We start from the raw sequence: 17377 nt of genomic DNA on the forward strand, positions 1-17377 counted from the left end.
ACATACCGAAAGGAGCATGAACATGGATCAACTATGGTACCTTTACACTAGAACTATTTTTTTGATGGAGCAGCGGCTTAACGCTCAAGCCAGTTTTGCCATTATTACGGCATACAACCCATTAGGTAGTATATGTACAAAAAATACGAACCAAAGATTAGACAACCGTTTACAAGCAGATATAGAGTTGCTTAAAGCCCCTTATCGAAAATTATGGGGGTGCTCACCTGAATTTGATCATTTTGAGCACAGCTGGGCCGTTATGACGGACAAAGGAACGGCAATAAATTTAGCGAAAAAATATCAACAAAATGCAATTTATTGGGTTGAAAGAGGGTACCTTTTTTTAGTCCCATGCATTTTAACTCAATTTAAAGTTTTAAATTTAGGCGAGTTTGAAAAGCGATGCCAATATCAGTTAGCTAAATGCGGTCAGTAGGCGAATAAAGTATAGAAATTATTAATTTGCACAAATTTTCATTAGCGTTCTCCGGTAATGAGTTTGAGCAAATCCTCTTGGCTGAGGCCATATTGGGTTTGAGTTTTTTCTAATTTTGAATTTAGCTGCTCAGAGCGATTTTCGGTTTTGTTAAATACGCCTTTAAAGTCGCTTATACAAATACAGATTGCTTTATCTTTATATTTTGGGTTGCTCGTTTCAATTGAACGAATAATAACATGCGGACAAATGGTTTGGCGTTTATCGGCTTGAATGCATTGCTCGTAGTTAGCCAGTAACGTTGGTGAAATACATAATAATCCAAGGCTTAAAAAGAGCTGATACGATGGTTTGATGAATATCATAAATTAAAAAAAGCTTAAGCTGATATGCCAGCTTAAGCTGATAGGGTTAGTTAATTGAACGATAAAGCGCTTCATATTTCATTGCAGAGTCATGCCAATTAAAGTGCGTTTGAATTGATTTTTTTCTTACAATGTCAAACGTTTGAGGATACTCATGATAAAACAACAAAGCTTTACGGATACAGTTTAGCAAGGCTTCACTGTCGGGGCGATCAAATACAAAACCATTGGCGTTAATGGGATCAGCTTCTAAATCAATCACTGTATCTTTTAAACCACCAACAGCACGAACAATAGGCAAAGTGCCGTAGGCAAGTGAATACATTTGATTTAACCCACAAGGCTCAAATAGAGACGGCATTAAAAAGAAATCGCTGCCAGCAGTTACCAAGTGAGAAAAGCTTAAACTAAAGTCATTCATAAAAAAGAATTTATTGCGATGACGATCGCTAATGCTCTGTATTTGCCTGACAAGCTCAGGATCACCAGTTCCAATTAATACCAATTGAACATTATGATGCAAAATATTTTTAATGATAGGAATTAAGTAACTAAATCCTTTTTGGTCGGTGATTCGACAAACCATCCCAATCAAAGGGATATCGCCGTCGACTGGTAAATGACTATGCTGCTGTAAATTAGCTTTACAAAACGCTTTGCCATTCATATCTTCTGCAGAATAATTGGTGGGGATCATCGTATCCGTTTCAGGATTCCATTGCGTATAATCACAACCGTTAATGATGCCTACTAAATCTTGTGAGCGGCTACGAAACAAATCCCCCATATGGTGAGAACCTAAATCTGTTTGTAGCTCTTGCGCGTAACTAGGGCTTACCGCGACAATTTTAGTTGCGTACTGAACACCTATTTTTAAATAGTTAATGTTGCCATGGTGAATATCTTCATAATTAACCCCACTTTTTTGTAAAAATGGAACTGAATCTAATGCAAATACGCCTTGAAATGCCCCATTGTGAACCGAAAGTACAGTTTTAGCTTCCGCTAAATATTCACTGTTTGACCAATGTTTTTTTAAATAAAATGGAATTAAACCAGTATGCCAATCGTTACAATGAATAATGTCAGTTTTAAACTCTAATAGTTGAGCCAGATGCAGTGCCGCCATGCTAAAAAATGCATAACGTTCACCATTGTCATCATAGGCGTGGTAACCATCGCTATAAATCCCTTTACGAAAAAAATAATCTGGGTAATCAACTAAATAGACTGTCACACCGTGTAAATCTACTTGTTTAACATTATAGTGATATAGGCTATCCCCAGCATGTAATGTGACATTGGTTAAAATCGTTTTTGCATGTTCAACATTGGAACTGGTTTGGTACAAAGGAGTAACGATGCGAACATCGTGGCCTACCGATTTAAATGAAAGCGGGAGTGCTTTAGCAACATCTGCTAAGCCCCCGGTTTTCGCAAGGTCTTCAACCTCTGATGATACAAATAATATATTCATTCTGTTAGTCGTTAAATCCTACCCGAGTGCCTTTTGGAACAGTGACAACGCCGCCTTTTGAAATGGTGAAACCGCGCTTTTCATCTTCGTCATGATCAAGTCCAATTTGAGTACCTGCAGCTAAAGAAACATTTTTATCTAAAATCACTCGATGCAGTTTACAACCTTCACCAATTGAATTATTGCCCATAATAACGCTTTCGGTAATAGATGAATTAGGTTCAACTAAAACTTCGAAACCTAAGACCGATTTTTCTACTTTTGCGCCTTCAATAACACAACCAGATGCGATTGAGCTATCGCTTATTTTGTTCGGTTCTCCTTTAGCACAGCTATATATTTGCGCTGCAGGTAAGGTTGGATGAAAAGTTCGCATCGGCCATTTAGGATTATATAAGTCTAATGCACTGTCAGAATCTAAAAAGTCCATTGATGCTTGCCAATATGAATCTATTGTACCTACATCACGCCAGTAGAATGGATCACCTCGTTCACCTGGAATTTGATTATTAGCAAAATCGTATACATAAACATTACCTTGGGCCATTAACTTAGGAATAATGTTTTTACCAAAGTCATGTGATGAGTTTTGATCTTTAGCATCATCTTTTAACTCTTTGTATAACACTTCAGGGTTAAAAACGTAGTTGCCCATAGAGATAAGCGCGACATCTGGATTGCCAGGTAAGCATTTTGGATTTGCAGGCTTTTCTTCAAAGCCGATTAAACGACCAGCATCATCAATTTCCATTACTCCAAATTGGTGAGCTTCTTCAATTGGAACGCGAATGGCTGCAACGGTTAAATCTGCTTGTAATTTTGCATGGTAGTCGGTCATTTGACGGACGTTCATTTTGTAAATGTGATCGCTACCAAAAATAACAACTTGGTCAGGATCGTGAATTTCGATTAAACGCAAATTTTGGTAAATTGCGTCTGCCGTGCCTTCATACCATCTTTTTCCCATGCGCATTTGAGCTGGGATGGGGTCAATAAAGTGATCAGTCAGGCCCGAAAAATGCCAAGCTTGCCTGAGATGAATATTAAGTGACTGAGATTTAAATTGAGTTAAAACGTATATCTTCAGAAGATCAGAATTTACGAAATTATTTAATACAAAGTCTACAAGTCTGTATTGACCTGCAAACGGAACTGCTGGTTTGGTGCGGGTCTCAGTTAATGGAAATAACCGAGTGCCGGCTCCACCAGCCAAAATCATAGATAAAATCCCTGCCATAGTCATGCCTTGAAATAGTTGTAATGACCATCACCGCTTATGAACTCACTTTGAAGCTACACGATTGAAAAGTGCAGCTAACAAACAACAGTCAGTTAACACAAAGCTGAAACATAAGCTGTTCCGGCCTTAATTAAGGTTAACGATTGTAAGCACAATAAAGCTTAAATTTATTGTCCTCAGCTATCACTTCTACCAAATCAAAATGGTTTTGTAAAATTTGAGGATACTTCAAAAATCTATTCGCAACCAAGTACAATTTTCCTGATGACTCCAGTTGCTTACCACATGCTTTTATAAAGGCCTCTGAAATATAGTAGTCTATTTTTAGCCCTGTGTGAAAGGGGGGGTTAGTAAAAATATAGTGATATTTTGATGAAATTTTTTGTAAACCGTTAGACAAGTAAGTTTGCCCGGCTAAATTATTACAGTTTAAAGTCTGTTTTGTCGCTTCTATTGCTAATGCGTCAATGTCACAAAAGCTGAGTTGTGTATCCGTGTAATACTTGCGGATAAAGCTACCAATCACCCCGCAACCACAGGCAAAGTCTAATATTTTACCTGATATATTTTCAGGTAAATTATTTAACAATAGCTCAGTTCCTTTATCGAGTTCGCCGTGACTAAATACGCCGGGTAAGCTAGCCACTTTAATTGACTTTTGTTCAATTTCATAATTTTTAAATACAAAATCTGTTGGTAGAGGAGAGTTGCCGTTAGGTAAGCCTTGGTACAGTAGGCAATGTTTACCAGATGCTAATTTTTGCAAGTTTGATAATTGATTGGTTAGTAGTTTTTGGCAAGTTTTTATGCCACTTCGATTTTCACCTACTAAGTAAATTAACGTATCTTTACTTGAATGTTGAGCTAACATAGATAAAAGCCAAACTGCTTTTTCTTTTGCTTTTGGAAAGAATACAATAATCTTGGTAAACTGACTAAACTCTGGTGTTTGGGGCCAAATGACTTGCTTATCTTGTGTCGCGCTTATTTCTCTAAAACTCCAAAGTGTACATTCAGCAAAACTCGGGTGATTAATATCTTGTACTTCTAATGGATCAACGATTAAAGTGTGCTTATCTATATTGTCAGATAAATGCTTTAGGATTAATTGGCTAGCAGGGGACAATGATGACATCTTTATATATAAACCTTTGCTGAAAATAACTATAACAATATCGGTATTATATTCATGAATACAGTAGGACGCTGGTTTTTTCTTTGTTTTTTAATTGGAGTGAGTTTTTTACTCGGTTTTGCGTATGTAATCCAATCTCATTTAACCGAGTATTTTAAACAAGAAAAACAACAATTGATGGTAGCTCAAGTCGGCCTTGCAGAATCTCAAATTCAAGATTTGTTACAGCAAGAGCTACAGGAGCTGGGGATTTGGTCTGCTCATCCACTCGTATTAGAATTTGCCAAAAAACAAGTGAAAAGCAAAATGTCAGGTGATGGCAATGTCGTTAGTATTTCCGAAATGAATTATTTTGCTTTTTTAATTGAAAATGGGGTGTTAGCCGATCCAAATTATATCGACTCATTTTTGTTTGATGCTGACGGCGTGTTTATTTGGGGAGCTGAAGGTCAGTCTGCGGATAACATTTCTAATACCCAAGGGTATCATAATTGGTTGAATAGAATTCAAGATGGCTTGTCAGCTGCTTTATTTGTTGAGCCCGTTAATAAGTCGCCAACAACGAATGCAGTGGTTCCTATTTTGTTTGGGGTACCGCTTATCGATGATGGGCAGGTTATAGCGATTTTAGCGATTGAACTCGACGCTAAGCCTAGGTTGCTCAATATATTAAAAAACGCCCGGTTGAGCTCACAAAGTAATGTGAGTTTATATAATCAATTTGGGGTTGATATTTTATCACTTGAAAATTCAATTCTAGATTCCGAATTGGTTTTAGCTGATTTATTGGAAAACTTGGACGCACAAACGTCTATCTTTCAATCTTCGGCTAATATGTTTGCATGGCGCTGGAATAAAAATCAGTCAATAGGCGTATTATTACGCATCTCAAACCAAAGTATTAATCAATCACTACACAAAATTCAAATGGGTATTGTAGTACTGGTTTTTGTTGCGATCAGTGTTTTAGTTGCTTTGTTACTAGTGATTGTTGTTAGCCGAGGAAAACTAAAATATGAGCAAATTAATGTTGAGCGGCATCGTACTCGATTACTGCACGTACAAGACTTATCCCATGTTGCTTGTTTGGAGGTAACTTTACCTGCCAAAGAGATCATTTGGAGTAGTGGCTTTGAATTTATTTATGATCTGTTCCCCGGCGAAAAAAACTCACCATATTCTTTGCTAAATAAATTATCTCTTGAAGCACAAGCTCAGTATTTTGACTGTCTATTGAAAGTTAGAACCGATCACGTTGAGCAAGAAATAGAATTTTTTTACGAATTCCCAAATAATAATCCTAAGTATTTACTCGTTAAGTTTTTCCCGCAGGTAGATGAAGATAATCGCACAGTATTGGTGTTAATTTCTGATATTACTGGGCAAAAATTAAAGCAAAAAGAAGCAATTCAAAAAGAAAAGGAATACAGAGACCTTATTATTCAAAGTGCGCATGATGGTATTTTAAGTGTTGATTTATCAGGTAAAGTTACATTATTTAATCAAGCCTGTGTCAACTTATTAGGCTATCAAGAAGAAAACTTGAAACGTATGCCGATTCATCAACTAGTGTATGCAAGTGAAAACGCAGCTAATACAAAGATTATGCAAATATCAGGTTCAACAAAAGTCTGGTTAGCCTGTCAAGACGGTCGGCGTTTACCTGTTGATTTACGAGTTAGCCCTATTATTCAAAATGGTCAAGCCGTGGGGGCTGTTTACTTATTCAGAGATATTTCTGAGCAAATCGAGTTTGAGAAAAAGTTAACGGCCAGTGAACAAAGGTTTAGGCGTGTAATTGAAGGAACTTCAGATGCGACATTTGATTGGGATATGGTTAATAATCAGTTGCACTGGAACAGCCGTTACTGGGAAATGTTGGGTTACACCAAAGCTCAAGCCAAAATAAATTCAACGCAAGATGAACATACTTGGCAAGAGGCCATTCACCAAGATGATCTTGATAACTTTATCAGCGCAATACAGGCTCATTTAATTTTTGGCAACTTGTTAGATGTTGAGTATAGAGCGATTAGAGCGGATAAAAAACAAATTTGGTTGCGAGCCAGAGGCCAAGCCGTTAAAGAAAATGGTCGTTTTCTATATCTATCTGGGACGATTTCAGATATTTCTCAGATGAAGCAAGCAGAGCATGAAAAAACCATGCTTGAGACCCAGTTAAGGCATTCGCAAAAAATGGAAGCCATTGGTCAGTTAACGGGTGGTATTGCCCATGATTTTAATAATATATTGGCTTCTATTTTAGGGTATGCTGAATTAAGTTCAGATATGCTGGAGTTAAATAAAACCGATAGAGTTCAGCCTTATTTAGAACAAATTATTCAATCCGGAGAAAGAGCTCGCGATTTGATAAAGCAAATGATGGTATTTTCGCGAAAAGAAACACAAGTGCTAAAAAAGGTCGCCATTACTGAGTTGTTAGATGAAGCTAAATCGATTGTACGGCCGATAATACCTTCTTCAATAGATGTTGAATTAATTCATAATGCAAGCGTTAATTTGCAAGTTGATCCGGTTCAATTTCAACAGCTTTTAATTAATTTAGCGATTAATGCCAGAGATGCGATGCCAGCAAAAGGTAAGCTTAGCATTATAAGCGACATCAGTATGAACCAAGGAGTTACTTGCTCATCTTGTCATGAATATTTCTCTCAAACCTTTGTCAAAATATCGGTTCAAGATACAGGTAGTGGGATTGACCCAGAGACCTTGAAAAAAATATTTGATCCTTACTTTACATCTAAAGGATTAGGAGAAGGCACTGGCATGGGGCTGTCTATTGTACATGGTATTGTGCATCAGTTAGGTGGACACATTAGCGTGAGTTCGGTTTTAGGCGAAGGCACTCAATTTGATGTTTATTTGCCGTTTGAGTTGCATGATTCAAACAATGAACAACTAGCCTTAGCAGATAAACCACTCGCTTCACAACAAAACCCAGCTCAGGCGGAATATAAAATTTATATTGTGGATGATGAGATTTCTATTGCACAATTAATTGTTCAAAAGTTAAAAATTAAAGGCTATCAGGCTGAGTACACAACCGATAGTCAGCAAGCATTAACTCATTTGTTAGCACATCAATCTGAATATGATTTATTAATAACAGATCAAACTATGCCGAAGATGACAGGGGTTGAACTAGTTCAAGCTTTATTTTCAAATCAAATTAAAATGCCCGTTATACTCTGTACTGGTTATAGCGAAAACGTAAATGAAGAGAGTGCAAAAACACTCGGTATTTATGAATATTTAGAGAAGCCGATTCAATTTGACCGACTTGAGCAAGCAATTGGTGACGCACTGAAAGAAAATCTTGTCTGACCTACAAAATAAACATATCAAATAACAATTTTGATTATGGAATATGAATAGAATCCTTTATTCTAAGCATATAATTACTTAAACATTCTGATTATAGAAGCGAGTACCATGTTAGAACATAGATTAACTCACTTAAAACAGCTTGAAGCTGAATCAATTCATATTATCCGTGAGGTTGCAGCTGAGTTTGATAACCCAGTTATGCTGTATTCAATTGGTAAAGATTCATCTGTTTTATTACATTTAGCACGTAAAGCATTTTACCCTGCAAAAATTCCATTTCCTTTGCTTCATGTTGATACCACTTGGAAATTCAAAGAAATGATTGAATTTCGAGACCGTATTGCAAAAGAATATGGGTTTGATTTGTTAGTTCATATCAACCAAGAAGGCATAGATATGAATGTTGGTCCTTTCAGTCATGGGAGTGCTAAACATACAGATATCATGAAAACTCAATCACTTAAGCAAGCGTTAAACAAATATGGATTTGACGCCGCATTTGGTGGTGCACGCCGTGACGAAGAGAAATCACGTGCTAAAGAACGCGTTTATTCTTTCCGTGATAAAAATCATAGATGGGATCCTAAAAACCAACGACCTGAGCTTTGGAACATATACAACAGCAAAATAGATAAAGGCGAAAGTATTCGCGTATTCCCACTATCTAACTGGACTGAACTTGATATTTGGCAGTATATCTACCTTGAAAGCATCGATATTCCATCACTTTATTTTTCAAAAGAACGCCCAGTGGTAGAGCGTGATGGCGTCAAGATTATGGTAGACGATGAGCGCATGCCGCTTGAGCCAGGTGAAAAACCAAGTATGGAAATGGTTCGTTTTAGAACATTAGGTTGTTATCCATTAACTGGAGCTGTTAATTCAGAAGCAGCAACCTTGCCTGAAATTATTCAAGAAATGCTATTAGCAACAACATCTGAGCGCCAAGGTCGAGTGATAGATAGCGATTCGTCAGGCTCAATGGAGAAGAAAAAAATCGAAGGGTATTTCTAAACTCGATTTTATAACGGATACAGACAAAGGTTTACTTCATGCAATCAACAGGCAAATCGTTTGATTTATTTAATGGTGATGCAGATGGCATTTGTGCGCTGATCCAACTGCGCTTAGCTGAGCCAAAACAGGCAGAACTAATCACAGGCGTTAAACGAGACATTAAGCTCGTTGAAAAAATATCGGTACAAGCAGGTGATGAATTAACTGTGCTTGATATCTCGATGGATAAGAACAAATCTGCCTTGATAAAAGCGTTAGACGCAGGTGCAAATGTATTATATTGCGATCATCATTTTGCCGGTGATATTCCAGAGTATGCAAATTTAAAGGCGCTGATTGATACCAGTGCAGATACTTGTACTAGTTTACTGATTAATCATTACCTGTCGGGACGTTTTGTAAATTGGGCGATTACGGCGGCGTACGGTGATAATTTAATCCATGTTGCAGATGAGCTAGCTCAACAAGTTGGATTAACCCAAACCCAAGCTGAGCAATTAAAGCAGTTAGGGATTGCAATCAATTATAACGGGTATGGTGCATCAGAAGATGATTTACATATTCATCCGGCGGAGCTTTATCAATTATTAGTCAATTTTGATGACCCGCTAACGTTGATTGCCCAAGATGCGGAAATTTATCAGCAGTTAATTAGCAACTATACGCATGATATGTCCAAAGCTGAACAAGCCAAGGTTATCCACCAAAGCTCAGCAGGTAAAATATTATGTTTACCTAATAAAGCGTGGGCAAGGCGAGTCTCGGGCGTGTTTGGCAACGATTTAGCCAATCAATCTCCAGCACTTGCACATGCGGTATTAACTGAATTAGCAGCTGGTGGTTATTTGGTCTCAGTTCGTGCACCGAAAGTGAACGCAAAAGGCGCGGATGAGTTATGCATGAAGTTTGAAACTGGCGGTGGCCGAAAAGCAGCAGCAGGTATTAATAAACTTGCTGATAACGAATTACAAAGATTTTTTGCTGAATTTGATCAGCAATTTACAGTTTAAGAGGATTTCTTATGTCACATCAATCTGACTTGATTGAAAAAGATATACTGGCGTATCTCAAAGAGCACGAAAATAAAGAATTATTGCGCTTTTTAACTTGTGGTAGCGTAGATGATGGTAAAAGCACTCTAATTGGCCGTTTGTTACATGACTCTAAAATGATCTATGAAGATCAACTTGCTGCTATTACACAAGACAGCAAAAAGTCAGGTACGACAGGTGATGAGGTCGATTTAGCTTTATTAGTTGATGGGTTACAATCTGAGCGTGAGCAAGGGATTACCATTGACGTGGCTTATCGTTATTTTTCAACGGCGAAGCGTAAATTTATTATCGCGGATACGCCGGGCCATGAGCAATACACTCGCAATATGGCAACAGGTGCTTCAACTTGTGATTTAGCGATTATTTTAGTTGATGCACGTGAAGGGGTTAAAACCCAAACTAAACGTCATAGCTTTATTGTTTCATTATTAGGTATTAAACACGTCATTGTTGCAATCAACAAGATGGATTTAATGGACTTTAGCGAAGATGTTTATAACGAAATTAGAGATGATTATTTAAGCTTTGCGCAAGAGCTTAATATTCCAGATATTCGTTTTGTACCCATGTCAGCATTAAAAGGTGATAATGTCGTTTCTAAAAGCGAAAAAACACCTTGGTTTGGCGGCGAAACCTTAATGGAATTATTAGAAAGTGTGCAGATTGTTGCCGATCGCAATCTATCTGATTTCCGTATGCCAGTCCAATACGTTAATCGCCCTAACTTAAACTATCGTGGTTTTGCTGGCACGATAGCGTCAGGTGTGGTTCGCAAAGGCGATGCAATTACCGCAATGCCATCAGGCAAAACTTCAAAAGTTAAATCAATTGACACCTTTGACGGAGAAATTGAAGAAGCATTTGCTAATATGTCAATTACCCTGACATTAGAAGATGAAATTGATATTAGTCGTGGTGATGTGATAGTCGCAAGCGACAATGTCCCCGCGGTGACTCAAGCGGTTCGAGCTCATATGGTTTGGATGGATGAAGACGCCATGCAGCCTGGTAAGCTTTATGACTTTAAATTAGGAACTAAAACCACGAGTGGTCAGGTTTCTAAAGTCGATTATCGCATTAATGTTAATACCATGGCACATGAAGACGCTCAAGGCCTTGCCTTAAACGAAATTGCAGTGTGTGACGTTCAATTAAACGCACCTGTCGTTATTGAGCGCTATGACGCAAACCCAGGCTTGGGTAGTTTTATTGTGATTGATCGTTTTACCAATGTAACCGTAGGTGCGGGTATGGTGGTTGAAGCAACTCAAAGCAATACGTCTAATCAACAATTTTCTGAATTTGAAATTGAATTAAATCAATTAGTTCGTAAGCATTTTCCGCATTGGCAGGCGCTTAACTTAAGTGATTTAATGAAAAAATAAATTCAGCTAAATAAAATAGGTTTAGCGTATTCATGTCGATACAACAGGCTGCTGTTGCAGCCATTTTTGTCGTGACAATTGGCGCGCTGGTGTTTTCTCGCTGGCGCGCGTCTCATATCTTTAGCGGCACTTTATTAGCATTAATTGCCAGTCAATTAATTGAAATTGATACTGCTTTAAATAAAGCGATTAATCCTGGGGTTATCACGCTTATTGCATTAATGTTGGCATCAAGGGCCCTTGAACGTACCTCTTTATTAAAACTATTTGCCCGTAATGCCTTAGAATCAAACGAATCAAAATCTTTAATTAAGTTGACTGGCTTTTCGGCATTGGCTTCGTCATTTTTAAATAATACTGCAGTCGTTGCAGCCTTGATTCGACCTATTAAAAAACAAAACAAAATAGCGGCATCTAAATTATTATTACCATTAAGCTATGCAGCGATTTTGGGCGGCACAACCACATTAGTGGGAACATCAACCAATATGGTTGTGAATAGTTTCTGGATGGATGCAGGCAACCCATCTTTAGGTTTTTTTGAGTTTTTTCCAGTCGGTATTGCGCTTTTAGCTTCGGGGTTATTAGTTTTATTGCTAAACCGAGGTCGCTTACCAGACATTCAAATTGAGCAAGATGAAAAACAGTATTTTGTCGACGTTAAAATTAAGCCAGAATCGCCTTTAGTCGGCAAGAGCGTTAGTGACAATCAGCTAAGAAGCTTAAATAGTTTCTTTTTAGTTGAGATTATCCGCCGTGGTCAATCGATTAGTCCTGTAAGACCCAGCCATATTATTGAGCCAGATGACAGACTTGTGTTTAGTGGTGAAATTAGCCATATTGAAGAGCTTCAAACGTTACCCGGTGTCAGATTATTTGCAGAACATACGGGGCTAATGAGCGACAATTTAATTGAGGTTGTGGTTGCTAGCCATTCGGGGTTGATTGGAAAAACGTTAAAATCAGCAGGCTTTAGAGCTTTATTTGATGCCGCAGTGGTTGGGCTTAAACGTAATGGTTTGCAGGTGCCAGGTAAACTCGGTGAAATGCAACTTAAAGAAGGCGATAACTTGCTATTAGCGGCGGGCCGAGACTTTAAAAGCCGAAAAAATTTGGATAAACACTTTTTTATTATTTCAGATATGATTGTGGAACAGCCCTTATCCACAATTAAAAACCTAATTGTGCTAAGCGGATTTGGATTAATAATGGGGTTAGCTATTGCTGGCGTGACCAGTTTATTAACTGGATTGCTTTATTTTATTGCGGTTTGCATTGGCACTAAAGTGATTAAAACTTCAGAGCTTAAGCGTTTGTTTCCATTTGATCTATGGTTAATTATTACAGCGGCTTTAACATTAGCTGAAGCCATGACCCAGTCAGGGTTAAGTGACAGTGTCGCACATTTATTACATCAGCTATTTAGTCAGCAATCTGTTTGGGTAGCATTTATTGGTATTCTAATCGCGACGTTAGTACTGACTGAATTAGTCACTAACAATGCAGCCGCGGCTCTTATGTTTCCGCTATCAATGAGCTTGGCCCATAGTTTTGATGTATCAGCGATTAGTTTTGTCATGGCTGTCGCTTTTGGTGCCAGTGCGAGTTTTTTAAGTCCTTATGGCTACCAAACTAATTTATTAGTATTTAATACAGGCGGGTATCGATTTATCGACTTTATCCGTTATGGTTTACCGGTTTCTATTGTTTATGTAGTAGTGACGGCTGTATTGGTACCTTACTTTTTTCCTTTTTAAGGTTGTAACAAATGAAAGATGAAAACATTGTTTGGCATCCAACTCATGTGAGCCAAAAACAAAGAGCAGAACAAAAAAATCAACGTCCTTGTATTTTATGGTTTACCGGCTTAAGTGGTTCGGGTAAATCAACGGTGGCAAATGCGGTAGAAAGCAAATTGTTTGAAGCTGGCAGCCACTCTTATTTATTGGATGGTGATAATGTTAGGCACGGAATTAATAAAGACTTAACCTTTACTGATGAAGACAGAATAGAAAATATTCGACGAATTGGTGAAATTAGTAAATTATTTATTGATTCAGGCTTAATTGTATTAACTGCTTTTATTTCACCTTTTCGAGCTGACCGAGCTATGGTGAGAGAGTTGGTGGGCGATGCTGAATTTATCGAGGTGTTTATTGATACACCTATTGAAGTGTGTGAACAGCGAGATCCTAAAGGTTTATATAAAAAGGCACGTCAGGGTGAAATTAAACACTTTACTGGGATTGATTCACCTTATGAAGCACCAGAAAATCCTGAAATAGTCGTCAAAACGGCTGAGTTAAATATTGAAGAATGCGCTGACTTTGTTTTAGATTATTTGAAACAAAATAACTATATTTAATAATTAACTCAAACAAAAAACCTGCAACCTAAGTTGCAGGTTTAATGTCATCTAATTGATATTTATCAATCATAGCGTACAAAGTGGGTCGAGTTACGCCAAGTAACTCCGCCGTTTTTGACATGTTTTTCTCTGCTAAGTTGTAAGCTTGTCTAATGGCATTTGATTCAGCTTTTTCTCTGACTTCTCGTAAATTAAGTGAACCTAAGTCATTGCTTTTATCGTTAGACTCGCACATTAACCCTAAGTCATCGCTAGTAATAAAAGCGGTATCGGCCATGACCACCGATGATTTTAATTTATTTTGCAACTCTCTAATATTACCAGACCATTTGTGAGTTAACATAGCTTGTTTTGCATCATCGCTGAATCCACGTATCGATTTATTAAATTGCTGGTTATAACTGGTTAAAAACGATTGAGCGAGTAATAACACATCGTTCCCGCGCTCTCTTAATGGTGGGATATTAATTATTAACTCACTGACTCGGTAAAACAAATCTTCCCGGAAAGTTTGCTCAATTGACATTTGTTGTAGGTTACGGTGAGTTGCACAAATTACTCTGATATCAACGGGGATTTCTTGTCGTCCACCTACCCGTTCAATTACACGTTCTTGTAAAAAACGGAGCATTTTTGCTTGCAGTGGTAGCGGCATATCGCCAATTTCATCTAAAAATAAAGTACCACCTTGTGCGGTTTCTATTTTACCTTTGGTTGTTTTAGAGGCGCCAGTAAAAGCGCCTTTTTCATAACCAAATAATTCACTTTCAAGTAAATTTTCAGGAATAGAAGCACAGTTTATCGCCACAAAAGCTTTATCCGCTCTGTCGCTGTGATTATGAATTGAGCGGGCAAATACTTCTTTACCCGTACCGCTCTCACCTAGTAAAAGGGTGGTGATTTCTGTTTTAGCTATTTTTTCAGCTCTTTTAGTTGCAGCCAATATAGTTTCACTATTACCAATAATCGCGCCCAACGCTGGATTGACTTTGGCTAATCTTCGGTTTTCTTGTTCAAGCCCAACTAGATTAAAGGCGCGTTGAATTATGGTATTAAGGGTTTCAACATCAATCGGTTTTTGGTAAAAATCATAAGCCCCTAACTCAATTGATTTTAGTGCATGTTCTTTGTCTGTATTGCCCGTAATGACAATGACTTTAGTATTGGGAGCCAGAGATAAAATTTCGGTTAGTGCTGCTAAACCTTCAGAGGCGTTGGCAGGGTCGGGGGGCAAACCTAAGTCTAATGTAATTACTTCAGGTTCAAAGCGTCTGAGCTGCGCAATGGCGCTGGGTCTGTCGTCTGCAAATACAATGTCATAGTCTGACAGCCCCCATTTTAATTGTTTTTGAATGCCTTTGTCATCATCTACTACGAGTAGCTTTGCCATTAATAAAGTCCTTGCTGTATTTCGCCTGTCGTTGGCATATTTGGTAGCTCAATAATAAATTCAGAGCCTTTTGACTCGACTGAATTTACGCTGATAACGCCGCCTAATTGTTCGATATAAAGCTTAGCGTCATGTGCGCCAATACCCATTCCAGCATTCCCTTTGGTTGTCTCAAATGGTTTGAATAATTTGTTACGAATAAATTCAGTAGACATACCGCAACCAGTATCTTTGATTATGATGCGGACAACTTCCGGCTCTGTTTCTATGCTGATTTCTACTTTTCCTGAATCATCCGTCGCGTGCTGAGCATTGTCTATTAAATGATACAATACATTAGAGAATTTTTCAGTATCTAGTGCAAGTTCTGCTGTTTGCTCGGTTATTATTTTAGGTTCAGGTTGCAGATTTGAGCAACGCTCATTAATTAATTGAGACAACAGTTGAGTGATTTCTACGGTATTTTTAATTTGCTGCTCATCATTAGTTTTATTCATTAATTGAGCGAGCATTTTTTCCATTCGCTGCTTGGTATAACCTAAAGTTTCAAAAGTATCGTCAATAAACTCTGGGTTATGCTTATGCTTTTGAGCATTACTTAATATCATGTTAATTTGAGCAAGTACATTTTTTAAATCGTGAATGACAAATGCTGACATTCGACTAAAAGCGGCAAATTGGGCATTTTCGGTAACCACCTGATTAGCCTCATGTTGAAAAATATAGTGACCAACCTGATTGGTTACGACCGTCATATAATCTCTTATTTCCCAATTAAAGTGTAATAAATCGCCAGCCGAGTTATTTAAGCACACTAAGCCCCATAGCTTTTCCTGTTGATAAATGGGCACAATAACGTGAAAAGGACATTCACTAATCAGCGTTTTATCTATGACTAATTGAGGATATTTAGCCGGGTGTTGCTGATAATCTTTTAAATCAATTACCCAATGTTTTTGTTTGATATAGTCCAGAACGGGTTTTAGTAAAATTGGCTTGTTAGCTCGACTATGGCAATGGCTAACAATATTTTTTGTCGCAACACACTCGAGTTGTTGATTATTTAACTTATAAAGTGCGCCCTGATCATATTGAATTGAATTAATAAGAACATCCAAACTGCGATCATAAAAATTTTGGGTACTATTTAAAGGTGTATTGAGTTGGTTGGTTAGGTTTAGCCATTGAACACGATAATCAAATCGGTTAGCAAAAAAGTTTTTTTCTAGAAATACACGAATATTGCGTTTTAAACCCTCAGAAATAAATAAGGCAAATAAAACCACAAAGGCCAATACAATAAAAATCACTTGGATCATACTAGACCATTGAGATTCAATGCTTTTAATATAGTAGCCTGTTATTGCCATTAAACATAAATAAACACCAGAAGATAACAATAGACTACTTTGAAAAACCATTTCTCTTGATATATATACTTGAATACCTAAAGTTTTACTTCGTTTAATTGACCAAAGTAACAAAGGGGCTAAAAAGGCATGTAAATACCCACGAGCTAGCCACATATCTTTATCAACATGGGCAATCAAACTAGCATCAGAGAAAACAATAAAGTCGTAAATTAATAACGCACCAAAAGCTAAAATGATAGGCTTGAGCCCCCATAAAGCAGCTTTGGCTTGGCGAAATAGAATTTCAAGTAAAATGAGTAGGGCTACTGTCATCGCAAGATAGCCTATATAAAACCAGGCAGAACTCACTAACTGATAAGCAGCTAATATGGGAAAGATAACGGCAGTTGAAAATATAATGATGCAACTTGGTTTTTTTATCAAAGAAAGATAGCTGGTTGTTTTACGATTTAACAGGCTAATCAATAATAAACCAATGGAAATAATACGAAGACTTTCAGCCCAGTTTAACCACCAATTTGAGCTAAAACTTAAGTTGGTGGTAAGGTAAGCGATGGACCAATGAACACCAGATAACGTGAATAAGATTAGACTTTTATGAGTGAGTTTGCTTTTTTGGTTACCCGTGTTGGCAATAGACATCAGCATTAAAAGTGCAAGGTACGAGAATAATGCACATGCATAACCCAGCCAAGAGAAAATTTCCATTTTGTCATTGTTTTTAGTTGGTGGTAATATAAATACTAACTAAAATAGGCTATAACTTATACATATATTTTCGAAAA

At 37.5% G+C, this 17377-nt stretch carries 13 protein-coding genes; 7 read left to right on the forward strand and 6 right to left on the reverse strand.

Features of this window, described 5'->3' with window-relative positions; genetic code table 11:
* The first annotated feature begins 22 nt into the window (after window positions 1–22).
* Window positions 23–439, forward strand: a complete 417-nt coding sequence (locus OLW01_RS02275; protein ID WP_268075010.1) for a DUF3293 domain-containing protein — start codon at window positions 23–25, stop codon at window positions 437–439.
* Window positions 440–480: 41 nt separating this feature from the next.
* On the opposite strand, the gene OLW01_RS02280 is transcribed toward OLW01_RS02275, so the two are convergent.
* The 4 genes from OLW01_RS02280 to OLW01_RS02295 form a co-directional block, all read right to left on the reverse strand.
* Window positions 481–804, reverse strand: a complete 324-nt coding sequence (locus tag OLW01_RS02280) for a hypothetical protein (RefSeq protein WP_268075011.1) — start codon at window positions 802–804, stop codon at window positions 481–483.
* Window positions 805–850: 46 nt separating this feature from the next.
* The gene (glgA, locus tag OLW01_RS02285) at window positions 851–2281 is read right to left on the reverse strand and encodes a glycogen synthase GlgA (protein WP_268075012.1); all 1431 of its coding nucleotides are present in this window, start codon (window positions 2279–2281) and stop codon (window positions 851–853) included.
* Between the two features lie 4 nt (window positions 2282–2285).
* Window positions 2286–3518 (reverse strand): glucose-1-phosphate adenylyltransferase, encoded by a 1233-nt coding sequence (gene glgC / locus OLW01_RS02290; RefSeq protein WP_268075013.1) that lies wholly within the window; start codon window positions 3516–3518, stop codon window positions 2286–2288.
* Window positions 3519–3657: 139 nt separating this feature from the next.
* Window positions 3658–4656, reverse strand: a complete 999-nt coding sequence (locus OLW01_RS02295; RefSeq protein WP_268075014.1) for a methyltransferase — start codon at window positions 4654–4656, stop codon at window positions 3658–3660.
* Between the two features lie 54 nt (window positions 4657–4710).
* Between OLW01_RS02295 and OLW01_RS02300 the strand changes: the two genes are divergently transcribed.
* The 6 genes from OLW01_RS02300 to cysC all read left to right on the forward strand — a co-directional run bounded on the left by OLW01_RS02300 (window position 4711) and on the right by cysC (window position 13826).
* On the forward strand, window positions 4711–8001 hold the full coding sequence (locus OLW01_RS02300) for a PAS domain S-box protein (protein ID WP_268075015.1): 3291 nt from the start codon (window positions 4711–4713) through the stop codon (window positions 7999–8001).
* A gap of 108 nt (window positions 8002–8109) precedes the next feature.
* Window positions 8110–9018, forward strand: coding sequence for a sulfate adenylyltransferase subunit CysD (gene cysD, locus OLW01_RS02305; protein WP_268075016.1), 909 nt, complete (start codon window positions 8110–8112; stop codon window positions 9016–9018).
* 38 nt (window positions 9019–9056) lie between these two features.
* On the forward strand, window positions 9057–10031 hold the full coding sequence (locus tag OLW01_RS02310; protein ID WP_268075017.1) for a DHH family phosphoesterase: 975 nt from the start codon (window positions 9057–9059) through the stop codon (window positions 10029–10031).
* Window positions 10032–10042: 11 nt separating this feature from the next.
* On the forward strand, window positions 10043–11461 hold the full coding sequence (gene cysN / locus OLW01_RS02315; RefSeq protein ID WP_268075018.1) for a sulfate adenylyltransferase subunit CysN: 1419 nt from the start codon (window positions 10043–10045) through the stop codon (window positions 11459–11461).
* Window positions 11462–11493: 32 nt separating this feature from the next.
* Entirely contained in the window at window positions 11494–13218 is a 1725-nt protein-coding gene (locus OLW01_RS02320; RefSeq protein ID WP_268075019.1) for an SLC13 family permease, read from the forward strand.
* A gap of 11 nt (window positions 13219–13229) precedes the next feature.
* A complete protein-coding gene (cysC, locus tag OLW01_RS02325; protein WP_268075020.1) occupies window positions 13230–13826 on the forward strand; it encodes an adenylyl-sulfate kinase in 597 nt (198 codons plus the stop codon).
* 28 nt (window positions 13827–13854) lie between these two features.
* On the opposite strand, the gene prsR is transcribed toward cysC, so the two are convergent.
* The gene (gene prsR / locus OLW01_RS02330; RefSeq protein WP_268075021.1) at window positions 13855–15219 is read right to left on the reverse strand and encodes a PEP-CTERM-box response regulator transcription factor; all 1365 of its coding nucleotides are present in this window, start codon (window positions 15217–15219) and stop codon (window positions 13855–13857) included.
* The gene (gene prsK, locus OLW01_RS02335; protein WP_268075022.1) at window positions 15219–17300 is read right to left on the reverse strand and encodes an XrtA/PEP-CTERM system histidine kinase PrsK; all 2082 of its coding nucleotides are present in this window, start codon (window positions 17298–17300) and stop codon (window positions 15219–15221) included. Before prsK ends, prsR begins: the two co-directional genes overlap by 1 nt.
* Between the last annotated feature and the right edge of the window lie 77 nt (window positions 17301–17377).

This window comes from Catenovulum adriaticum (genome assembly GCF_026725475.1).
GTDB classification, from domain to species: Bacteria; Pseudomonadota; Gammaproteobacteria; order Enterobacterales; family Alteromonadaceae; genus Catenovulum; species Catenovulum adriaticum.